The sequence below is a fragment of the Corynebacterium sp. UBA4397 genome, assembly GCF_002390965.1.
GTDB lineage: Bacteria > Actinomycetota > Actinomycetes > Mycobacteriales > Mycobacteriaceae > Corynebacterium > Corynebacterium flavescens.
Window position 1 is genome coordinate 1 of sequence record NZ_DGRD01000001.1, and the last position, 11,240, is coordinate 11,240.

9 protein-coding genes and 1 tRNA gene are annotated in these 11,240 nt (G+C 57.3%); 3 read left to right on the plus strand and 7 right to left on the minus strand.

Going from position 1 to position 11,240, the window contains the following annotated elements; translation table 11 throughout:
- Positions 1-231 precede the first annotated feature (231 nt).
- From B2696_RS00005 to B2696_RS00015, 3 genes are all read right to left on the minus strand, one after another.
- A tRNA-Glu gene (locus tag B2696_RS00005) sits at positions 232-304 on the minus strand.
- A 566-nt stretch (positions 305-870) separates the two neighbouring features.
- Entirely contained in the window at positions 871-2,148 is a 1,278-nt protein-coding gene (locus B2696_RS00010) for a hypothetical protein (protein WP_286953061.1), read from the minus strand.
- Between the two features lie 62 nt (positions 2,149-2,210).
- The gene (locus tag B2696_RS00015; protein WP_286953064.1) at positions 2,211-2,588 is read right to left on the minus strand and encodes an META domain-containing protein; all 378 of its coding nucleotides are present in this window, start codon (positions 2,586-2,588) and stop codon (positions 2,211-2,213) included.
- 62 nt (positions 2,589-2,650) lie between these two features.
- Here B2696_RS00015 and B2696_RS00020 point away from each other — a divergent pair, with 62 nt between their 5' ends.
- The gene (locus B2696_RS00020) at positions 2,651-3,559 is read left to right on the plus strand and encodes a fructose bisphosphate aldolase (RefSeq protein WP_286953067.1); all 909 of its coding nucleotides are present in this window, start codon (positions 2,651-2,653) and stop codon (positions 3,557-3,559) included.
- Positions 3,560-3,571: 12 nt separating this feature from the next.
- Here the strand turns inward: B2696_RS00020 and B2696_RS00025 are convergent, their stop codons facing one another.
- From B2696_RS00025 to B2696_RS00040, 4 genes are all read right to left on the minus strand, one after another.
- Positions 3,572-4,363, minus strand: coding sequence for an ABC transporter ATP-binding protein (locus B2696_RS00025; RefSeq protein ID WP_286953069.1), 792 nt, complete (start codon positions 4,361-4,363; stop codon positions 3,572-3,574).
- Entirely contained in the window at positions 4,360-5,403 is a 1,044-nt protein-coding gene (locus B2696_RS00030; protein WP_286953368.1) for a FecCD family ABC transporter permease, read from the minus strand. The genes B2696_RS00025 and B2696_RS00030 overlap by 4 nt, the downstream gene beginning before the upstream one ends.
- A 67-nt stretch (positions 5,404-5,470) precedes the next feature.
- The gene (locus B2696_RS00035) at positions 5,471-6,475 is read right to left on the minus strand and encodes an ABC transporter substrate-binding protein (RefSeq protein WP_286953371.1); all 1,005 of its coding nucleotides are present in this window, start codon (positions 6,473-6,475) and stop codon (positions 5,471-5,473) included.
- Between the two features lie 325 nt (positions 6,476-6,800).
- Entirely contained in the window at positions 6,801-8,762 is a 1,962-nt protein-coding gene (locus B2696_RS00040) for a hypothetical protein (RefSeq protein WP_286953085.1), read from the minus strand.
- Positions 8,763-10,052: 1,290 nt separating this feature from the next.
- Here B2696_RS00040 and B2696_RS00045 point away from each other — a divergent pair.
- The gene (locus B2696_RS00045) at positions 10,053-10,607 is read left to right on the plus strand and encodes a hypothetical protein (protein WP_286953087.1); all 555 of its coding nucleotides are present in this window, start codon (positions 10,053-10,055) and stop codon (positions 10,605-10,607) included.
- A gap of 187 nt (positions 10,608-10,794) precedes the next feature.
- Positions 10,795-11,112, plus strand: a complete 318-nt coding sequence (locus tag B2696_RS00050; protein ID WP_286953089.1) for a hypothetical protein — start codon at positions 10,795-10,797, stop codon at positions 11,110-11,112.
- Positions 11,113-11,240 lie beyond the last annotated feature (128 nt).

The window sequence follows — 11,240 nt, forward strand, 5'->3', positions numbered from 1 at the left end:
CGGCGCGGGCGCCTGGCCCGCCAAGGCGGAAAGATAGTCTGGCAACCACCGCACACCAGCCTTTAGGACAACACCGCCTAACGGCGACTTCCCGCACCCCAAAAAGGGACACGTTTTTGCGTGTCCCTCTCCACCATGCACTCCAAAACCCAGAAGATCCCGCAACGGACTGCGCACAGCGCGAAAAGTCCCGAGCCAGTATCTTTGATACAGCTCGGGACTTTCATTTTGTACCCCGTACGGGATTTGAACCCGTGTTACCGCCGTGAGAGGGCGGCGTCCTAGGCCCCTAGACGAACGGGGCATGTTCACCTATCCTTGCGGACTGGCTAAGCGTAATTGAGAACTCAGCGCTTATACAAATCGCCAGTTCAGCGTGAGAATCCGCGGCAAGAAAAAGACTAGAAAACGCAAAGAAATCCCGAACCTTATGTGTGCTACTTACTGCGTTCTCTTCAGCCTAGGTGCGGATCGAATCAGTGGTTATTCCGCTTGCAATCTGTGGATAGTCAGTGGCTGGAATTTAGCGCTGTAGCGAAGGTTCGGGATGACGCGATATGTGCAATAGCATTCGCTTTGAGGCTCCTACTTCGTACGAGTGTTGATGGGAAGGAAGTACTGGATTCTGGCTGTGCCGCCCAGCGAAGTTACTGCGAAACGCGTCGGGTAAAATGATGCGAATCAGCTTCTTTCACCTGCTCTCCTCTCATCCGGTTACGATGTACTTGCAGTCTAAGGCTGCGAGCTTGCATACCGGAAGAGCCTTGTCTGAATCAGCCGGTGGTTCTCCCCCTGGTCATTCACATGTTCACATGGCCCGCGTGGAGAAGTACTTCACCGGTATGGGGTGGGGTTAATACCAGTTATGGCCTAGTTACCCACGCCGGAATCCGCATCAGATGCTATTTCTTTAAGTGAATCCAGCTCACCGGCGCTGTGCTTCTGGGCATTCTTCAGCGCCGCTTTTTGGCGGTGTTGGAGGCGTTTCTCATCGAAGCTTCCCCGCAGCTTTTCCACCCCGGAACCGATGCTGGCCGAGGTCTCCTTGGCTAGGCCCACGACGTCCTCCCATGTCTCATCCCGGATGCTGCCAACGGCGGCGCGCCAAAGCTCTCGCTCGAGGCCTGGAATCTCGCGTTCGACGCCGAAGAAGGAATTCTCCGCCCGCGCAATCTCAGTCAAACTCTGTAGGCAGAGATCGACGAGCTGCGTGGACTTTTTGACGTAGCGGGCGCGCTCGACATCGCTCAGCACAGCGGCCTGCGCGATGGCGCTAAAGAGCTCCGCTACGGCCAAGGAAGCTTCCTCGCGCGCCTCCTGGGTATCCGCCTGATGGATAGCAGCATGCAGCTTGCCTTCCTCGGCGTCTATCTCGGATTGCAGCTGAAAGGCGATCTCAAGGACGTGGTACAGATCCACTTGCCACAGTGTCTCCGCCAGGAGCGGAAGATTCTGCGCGATCACAGGCTTGTACTTCTGCAGCGCCTCAAGGCGCTTGCTGACACTGGATTTTTTGCTCACCTCCGTGGCCATGTCGCGCAATTCATCCACCAATACCGACTGCCTGACCTGCAGTTGCTTCTCAAAATCAGCGATCTTCGACCACATTACCGGCGTAATATGACCCGTGGCTTCATGAAGCTTCTTGGTCTTCTCTAGCAGCTTCCGGCTCGCGCGCAGCTCCCCGACTTTCTCCCGCTGGAGCCCCTTCGCCAGATCATCGAGCTTGCCAACAATGGTCTTGAGGTAGTCATTGATCTGCGCCATCTGTTGTTCCATGGCAATCTGGTTCATGCTTCCGCCCATGCCCATCAGCACGGCCGGATTAAGCAAGCGTGCGGGCGATCCCACAAACTGGAGATGCTGGGCGATGGCGCCTCCTTCCGCGCGCACCACCCCACACATGAGGCCGTTCTCGCGGCTAATGGACATGCCGTACTGCTTCAGCGCGGCCGCCGAGGCATCATCAAGTTTGAGCCACTTTCCGGAGTTCTCACTGATGACGGAGGCCACCTGCGTCATCTGAGCCGCGTCCCCCAGCCGGGTCAATAGTGAGCGCAATCGTCCCTCGGGAACATCGAAAACTTCCCCGACTGGGAGGGTGTTGAGAAAGCTCTCCACCAGCTTCGGATCACCTAAAAGAGCCACTCGCACAGGCAGCCAAGGTCGCGTTGAATACTCCGGGAGGAACTCACACCCGCGTCCACGTGCTACTCCTGCTGGCGCTCAAGGACCCCGATTTCTACTCCACCGTTGTCGAGGACGTGCATGGTGTCTCCCTCCACGTTGAGCTTGGAGGCGCCGTTAAGCCAGGTATCGACGTCTCCCAGGCATGCCATCATTGTGCTGGCCAGCTCCGATAACTGAATCTCGCCATCGGACTCACTCCAGCTGCCCATCAACCGGTTGCAGCCATCGCTGCCGCTGACCCTGCCATCTGCATCGAGCACCAGCTGCGGCTCGCCCGGTCCCCACGTTCCCACGGCGTCTTCCCGCGCGGAGGACTCTGCACAGCCCACCATCACGGCACCTGCGACTATCGCCCCGCAGGTGACGATTCCAACCTTCACACCACGGTTCCTTTTCATACCTCACCAGCCTACAGAGATTTCTAATGACGCCGATTTCCATTAGTGCTAGAGTCGGGCTTATGAGCACAGAACAAAAACTCACTCCAGATCCGCAGCAAGCAGAACGTTTTTCCAACGATCCCGGCTTCGTCGCCGCGCTCGACCAGAGCGGCGGAAGCACCCCGAAGGCACTGAAGGCCTACGGTGTCGAGGAAAGCGCCTATTCCAATGATGAGGAGATGTTCGATCTCATCCACGAGGCGCGCACCCGGGTCATCACCAGCCCGGTATTCACCAGGGAACGCATCCTCGCCGCCATCCTCTTTGAGAACACCCTTGACCGTGAGATTGAGGGCATCAACACCGCCGAGTATCTCTGGAAGAACAAAGGCATCGTGCCGATCCTCAAGATCGACAAGGGCCTGCTTCCCACCGATAATGATGTCCAGCTGATGAAGGACATCCCGGGCCTGGCTGAGACCCTCGCCAAGGCGCGTGCCCACGGCGTATTTGGCACCAAGGAGCGCTCCGTCATCCATGCGGCGAACGCTGCGGGTATAGCGGACGTCGTCAAGCAGCAATTTGAGGTGGCCGAGGAAGTCATCGCCGCGGGTCTCGTTCCTATCCTCGAGCCCGAGGTCAGCATCGAAGCGCCCGACAAGGCACAGGCCGAGGCAATCTTGCGAGAGGAACTCCTCAAAGGTCTCGACGCGCTGGGTGATGTTCAGGTCTCCCTCAAGGTGACCATTCCCACCGAGGATAACTTCTATGCCGAGCTCATTGCGCACCCGCGTGTTGCCCGCGTGCTAGCGCTCTCCGGCGGCTACGAGCGCGATGAAGCCGCACAGCGCCTGGCTCGCAACCCGGGGCTTATCGCCAGCTTCAGCCGCGCGCTGCTTGAGGGGCTGTCCGCCGGCCAGTCCGACGAGGAGTTCAACGCCACCCTCAACCACAGCATTGAGGAGATTTACAAGGCCTCGGTGGCCTAGCTCAGTACTACCCTAACTGGGTTGAATACCTGCAGAAGCCGCGGGCGGGCGAAAGAAGATCTTCACCCTCCCCGTGGAAGGGTCCTCCGTGATATCTGCATCTACCTCGTAGACATCACGGACTAGTTCTTTAGTCAGCACCGTCGCGGGCGGGCCAGCGGCCACTACGCGGCCCTGTTTGAGAACGACAACGCTGTCACAAAACATCGCCGCAAGATTGAGATCATGCAGGGCCACGATGGTGGTGACATCGAGCGTGGAAACAAGATGCAGCAGCTCAATCTGGTGACGGATGTCGAGGTGGTTTGTCGGCTCATCCATCAACAGCTCTTGCGGTTGTTGCGCGAGAGCGCGGGCAATGTGGGCGCGCTGCCTCTCACCGCCAGATAGTGAACGCCACGGGCGCTCGGCTTTGTCCGTGAGAGCAACCTTGTCCAATGCCTGCGCTATTGCCTGCTCATCGCCGGCACTTCCCGCACCCCACAACGAGCGGTGCGGAGTGCGCCCCAAACGCACGACATCGTAGACGGTGATGTCCGTATCGGTATCCGCATGCTGCGTCACTGAGGCGACGCGGCGCGCCACGGCCTTGCGCCCCAATCCGTGAATGTCCTCACCATCGAGCAAGACGGACCCTGAATCTGGCTTCGCCGCGGCCTGCAGGAGGTTGAGCAGCGAGGACTTGCCCGAGCCATTCGGCCCGAGCAACCCGACGGTCTCACCGCGCTGCGGGTTTACGCTCACGCTGTCAACAACTAACGCTCCCCCGCGCCGCCAAGAGACTTCATTCGCGTGGATCGTCATGCTCGTTTCCCCCTTCTGACGAGAAGGAGGACGAATACCGGCACGCCCACGAGCGCCGTACCGACGCCGACGGGCAGGGGCGTCGGCGCAAAGGCCACCCGGGAGGCCGCGTCGACCCACACCATGAAGATCGCACCAAGAATCACCGTGGCTGGGACCACCCGGGAGTGGCGCTGCCCAAACATGAGGCGCGCCGCGTGGGGCAGAACCAATCCGACGAAGCCAATCGAGCCAGCCACGCTCACCAGGGTCGCCGTCACCAGCGCGGTAAGAATCAACAGAATCACCCGCGTGCGCGTGACGTGAATGCCTAGGGAGGAGGCCACTTCATCGCCAAAGGCAAAGCCATCGAGTGAGCGCAGATAAAACAGTGCGATCCCCACCCCGATGAAAGCGACCGAAGCAGTCAGCGCAACATCTGCCCACCTCATTCCTTCCAAGGAACCAAGCAGCCAGAACATCACGCCCCGGGCCTCATCGGAGTCAGCAAAGGCGAAGATCACCAGCGAGGTGAGCGCCGAAAATAGCTGTGTGCTCGCCACGCCGGCAAGCACGATGCTTCCCGTGCCTGCATTCGAATACCTCGCCAGCAAGAGCACCAGGCCAAAGGCCGCAAGCGCCCCGACAAAGGCACCGCCCGAAAGCCCGATGAACGTGCCCCCAAGACCCAGGACACCGACGAGCACGGCACCGGTGGACGCGCCCGAGGACACCCCCAGGATGAAGGGATCCGCCAGCGGGTTACGCAATAAAGACTGCAAGATCGTTCCGCATAACCCCAACCCGGCACCGCACGCTGCGGCGACGAGCGCGCGTGGCAGACGCTCCTGCCACACAATCGCCTCATCCGAAACACGTATCGGAATGTCCGTGAGCCCCAGATGATTTGTGATGATATCGCGCACGTTCACCAAAGAAACATCTGCCGGGCCCAGCGTCATAGCTACTCCCACGGAGAGGAGAAAGACTAGGATGCCAAGCAGGCTAAAACCCGCCACAGCCAGGCCCCGCGATGCCTTCGACCCGGCGCGCGGGGCCATCGCCGCACGCGTTGGGCTCACTGGGGTCGTCGAGCTTGCTGGGCCCGTCCCCACATCAATGGTCTTATTACTCACTAGCTGCGCATGCTCCTGCATCACGCGTCCAGGCCTGAATCTTCTCCAGCCCATCCACGTAGCGGATCGACGGGTTCATCTCCGCCCCATGTAGCGCAATGAAGCACTCATTCTGGACGGCTGAAAGCTTGCTCGTCAGCGGGTCCGACTTCAAGATGTCAATCTTGTCATCGAGCCGGTCTCCGGGGAAACGGTCACGCTGCAAGTCCCCCAAGACAATGATCTGCGGATCCTTGCCAACGAAGGATTCCCAACCAACCGCGGGCCAATCGTCCTTCACATCGGCGTAGACGTTCTTCATATCCGTCATATTTGCCAGCATGGAGGCCGAGCCCAACCCGCCGGCAATATACGGCGCTCGGGTGTCTGCGAACCAGAAGGCCACGCTGCGGCCGTGCAGATCCACGCCCTTAAGGGCAGCCTGGGTGCGCTCCTCAAGCTTGTCGACGAGTTCCTCACCGCGCTCTGGCACATCGAAAATGGCCGCCAAATCACGAATCTCTTGGTAGAGAACATCGACCGTCAGCGGCGTGGTGCGCGTTCCTCCCGCGTTGATGCTCACCCCACCCTCGCAATCGGTCGGTGAGAGATAAGAACCAATGCCCGTCTCGGAAAGGCGCTCGCGGGAGGCCACCCCGCCCTCCGCCTTGTAGTGACGCCCAAATGATGCGGTCACGAAATCAGGGTCCGCATCCAACAGCACCTCATAGGTCGGCGCGTTGTCTGAAAGGCGCGGGACTTTGTCATTGGCCTCGGCCAGCGAATCCAACACCGGGTCCGTCCACGAAGCCGTGCCCACCATTCGATCCTCAAGTCCCAAAGACAAGAGAATCTCCGTGGAGTTCTGGTCCAGCGACACTATCCGCGACGGCGCACTGTCAATGGTCACCTCGGTACCACAGTTCTCCAAGGTCAACGGGTACTGCGTGGCACCCTCGCCCTGTGCTTGCGCCGGCGCCTCGTCCACAGCCTCGGAGGCGCCACACGACGCCATCATCACACCAGCAAGTCCCACCGCCGTCAGTGCAGACCATTGCTTCAACAAACGAAATCGCGACAAGGCGTAGCCCCCTTCTCCAAAGGATGTACTAACTAAAGGAAGCCTCACTTTATCGAGTTTGTGTGACGAATCAAAAACTGTACTCAGACCTTGCTTTATGCCACTGACTGCAACAAATTCCCAAGACAACGAGGCCCCCACGCCCCCTACAGCACGCCCGCAACACAGCTCCTGCCCGCGCTTGGCGATGCCCCGCCAGACCAAAAGTTCCCCCTCGAACTCGGCATTTAGCAAATGACCATGACCGAAGGCTCCAAGCTTCTTACTTAGAAGTGCCTGCGGCTAACTCCAGCTTAGGAACCTTTCGCTGTCCTACGTCTCTACGCTCCGCTTTAGCATCTGCATCCTTTGCAGTTTTCTTTGCGGCCTTCTTTGGGGCTTTCTTTGCCTCAGACTTCTCTACGCCTGGTTCAAGACCTAGTGCTCTCAAGAAGTCGAGGGCACGTACTATAGAGGTGAGCTTTGACTTTAGGCCCTTCAACGCCGCAGACTTATGGTCGCAGAAAGGCACAAGTTGCTGGTACTCACGGCGGACATTCATTTCCGCTTCAACGATCTCAAACCAGATCGAAGGATTTGCCTCAAGCTTAAGCTGCTTGCGAAGTTCTGCCTCCACGAGCGGTAACACGAGCATTTCTTCCACAACCGCAGCACTAGCTCGGGTGTTTGAGAGGCTAAGAGCTAGAGTTCCACTTCCGGCACTCAACAAGGCGCCGGAGCTAAAGAGCCCCCCAATCATTCCACCTGGGCCAAAAGCAGCTAAAGCGCTGGTCACCGCCGCGGCTCCAAATGCACCCGGAGCCGCTGCCAGGGCAAGTCCACCTGTCGCGACTACCATTGCCACCGCCCCCAAGCCGGCAGCGCCCAGAATAAGCCCGTTCCCAAGGGCGTTACTGCCTCCTCGCAATTCTTCTTGGACAAGCTGAATTGATTCCAGCGCTTGCACGCCGAAGGTGCTTCTCAACCCCAGCTCCGCGCTAAGATCTTTAGCAGCCTCTTTTCTAATCTCCTCGCGGATGGAGATCTCATAGGGATTAATGAGGTTCTCGGTCAAAAGACGCGGCACGATTTCCACTGCGTCTTCTCGGCTCAGTCGTGTCAGCTGAGTAGGTTCTGGGGCCGTCTTCTTTCCCTCCTCAGCGAGTTCTATGCTCATCCGAATGAGCTCAGAGGGAATGGGCTTAGCTTCAGTCTTTCTGCGTTCAATCAGCTCCGTTATCGCGCGCGATTGGACGAGGATGCGGGCCCCGGAATACCGCTCCAACGTCTCTTTGTCTTTCTTGCTCTTGCTATTCTCCTTAAGCTGGCACTCCACAAGGTATACGTAGCGCAGCGCCGCCACGGCCAACCATTCGGCCTGGTCAAAGGGAACGTCGACACCAGAATCCACTGGGACGATTTCTCTGCACAGCGGGCCGAGCAGCGCAGTGCCGATAAGATTCGCCACATTTGGGTTGGATAGATAGTTCTTGGAAGAATGCGCCGGCACGGGCTTCCAACCGGTCTTTACCGGCAAGTCGAGGACCCATTCAATCTTGGCTGAAATCCCCCGTGATGCCGCTACAGGGTCTCCTGTTCCCCAAAGGTTTACCCACCACCCAAGATTCTGGGGCGAGTTGACCAGTTCCTTCGTCAGCTTCTTTCCTGAGAAGTATGAGGTCCCGAGCGGACTGCCCACGGTAATCATCCCTTCCACTTGTACTTTCGGGGATATCCGCGTCACGAGATCTGCAGCGATGACCGAGCCAAGACTATGGCCCACAATGACAAGCCGCCCTTCATCAGGAAGTGAATCCAGAATCTTGCTGAGTACTTGGGCTCTGACGTTGTCATCTTCAACATAAGACTTCGCCTGCCGAAATGCCCCGATATTCTTAACCGCGGACACGAGGGAATCTTGGTACGCCATGCCTGGGCCCTCGTAGCTATATCCCCACTTAACCTCAAGGGCAGAGACCCTCTCCTGATAAGCCCGGAGGTGATCTTCGGCTTCCACTTTGCCCAAACGCTTCGTGGTCGTCGGCGGAACGTCAGCTTTAGCATCGTTCGAATGCAGCAGGTCTGTATAGGAAGGCTCAATAACGCGAAATGAATCTAGGTTGCGGAAACCCAACTCTTCTAGTTCTGCAAATAGAGCCGTTTTCCATGCTTCGCTGGAGCCACTGTCATGAGTCTTGCTTGTGCTCACACCATGCAAATACAGCAAGAATTTCGAATCCGACATTTCACGCTCTTTCTGAACTTTTCCTAAACCATTACCGCCGGTAATCCTACTTCAGTAGGCGCCAAAAGATGCTGTTGGACTTCTGGTCTACGCGTGTTCCCGTGCTCGGTTAATCTGAGCCAAGAGCTGGAACTCAAACCACCCAGAAGCCAAAATGAGAAGATGATTATGCATCGCCCGCTGCACCCCTCATTGATTCGCATCTACAGCGAAGCTTCCGCTGAGTCCCTCTATTTTGACGAGACATATTCGACTTCCCAGGAGAGCTTCAGCCAATCCTTCTACTTCTTAACCGCAGTTCAACTTCGTCATGCGGACTTGCCCGCCATTAGGCAGGCGTTAGTTGAAACAGCTGCGGCACAATAATGGCACGCCACTGAAGCACTACAATCCGACGTGGACCGGCAACGTGCCAAGAATCTGCTGAGTCATTGCCAAGAATGGAAAGACCCCACCTTCATAAGCTGCAAAACCGCTCTCTCACCTGAGCGGGCACTCGAAGATGCGCGCCGTGACTGCATGCGAGCGCTGCTCTCCCATGCTGTCCCCCAGATACCACAACTTTCCGGCCTCATCTTTGAAGCTCGCCGTGAGAACAATGACAACTACCGCGACAGGAGATTTATTAAGGCACTGAGGCGACAAAGAGTGGTGCCACATGGCGTCCATTTCGCTTGGGTTTCGCCCGCAGAAGAACAGACACTGTGGCTCCTAGATCTAGTTCGGCGTGGCTTTCCGCCGAAGTAAAACCCATGTGGACCCGACTGCGAACTTATTCGCCGAATATGTCGAGAAATTCACAACTCTTCTCGAAATTTAAGTTGGCCCCCACCTGCCAGTAGCCTTCAGTGGGGGCCGAACCGCTGTACCTTGCCGGTAGGGCGGTTCCACGCTATTTGGCGTGGCATGCTTTGCTGCGACTGGCAAGGCTTGGCTGTAGTGCGATTACAAGAGTAGTTCTGGGTTTCTCCTCCTGTCACGAGCGCTTGAACGCCGAGTTTGTTGATGATCCGGTACCTCCCCCATTGAAAATTGTCTTTCCCCACGTTCTAAGCTGCGCTTTACAGCACCCCACATCTCCTCAAGTCCAGCCGACGCGTAAGATTCGCCGTCACCAAACCTCAGTTGTCTCACTTTTCTGGACCAACTACACTGCCGCAGGCCTTACCCAGAGAGCATGTCCAAGACCTCCTCTACAATGCGGAGCCACGCCAAGGACGAGACATAACTGAGGCTTTTAACTGCGCTTCATACGAGAAGGAGACCCCGTTGCTGATACTCAAAGACACGATGAGACAGGCCTACGAGGCGGCTGGCTACGAAATAACAGAATCCCAGCTCGACGAACGCTATGAGCAGATGATGAGTGAGTGGGAAGAATTGGCGCTGACCAAGCTGAGTGAGTTGACTAACAAAGTGGTAGCCCAGACGGGTCGGTCCCTCGTCGATGCCATGATTAGGGACCAGTTACTTAGACTCAGCAACCAGATTGCGGCGGACGAGATCCGCAAACTGTGGCTCGATCCATTGACCCAGGAAGCAATCGAGGCGGAGCTGAAGGAACACGAGGAGAACCCGCCGAGCCTCCAGGTCTTAAATTCACCAGACCTGTGGATGACCCAGTGGCATTACCTTTCCAGCGACAGCGCGACGTGGGACCTAGCCTGTGAACTATGGCCAGACGCGCCTACTCGCTGGCTTTCCCTAGCCTCGGCCCTGATGCAGGTCTACGAGCACCAATACAAGCTCTACCCCGGATACAAATACTCGAAGCTACTTCCCGAGTTCGAGGCCAAGATCGAGCATGCAATGACCCTGCAGAAACCTCCCGGAACGGCAGCCTAACTGAGACTGGTGACGGCGCCTCCGCGAAACCCGTAATTTATTGAATCCCGCAGAGCATTTCGTGCTGTACCAGGGAGTGCTCGGCGGGGCTGTTGGAACAGCTACCCAAGCTGTATAATCACAGGTAAACTGAGATCCAATTCACATACTCTACCAATCGTGTTTTAAATCAAGAAAGGATCAGATCATGCGTGTACTTCCACAAGACATCACTCCAGGGCTCGCCCGCGCCGGACGCGCCCTCGCTCAAGTCAACTCTCTTATCATCGCCGAAGATGACGGTCTAACCCGGCAACAAGTCAGGGACTTTGAGAAGCGCGTTGGTAGGCTCACCCTCGAAGAAAAGGCTCGCCTTTACAAGACCCTCGAGAACTACGGCGTCGCCTTCATCGCAGAAGACGAGAACTACGGCTACGGAGTACGCAAACGCCACAACGCCTCGAAGACTCGCCAGCTCAAGCGCTGGGAAGATGAAGGTGGCCCCGGTGGCGAAGACGATATTTAGTTTCATATGAATCACTCCAACACTGCTCGTTTGATGTTGGAGGCTGAGGAATACCGCCTAGGAAGTGCTTGCTAGGGAGTGTCTGACTAACATCCTGAGCGGTATTTTCTCGCGCGAGCATTTGTTCT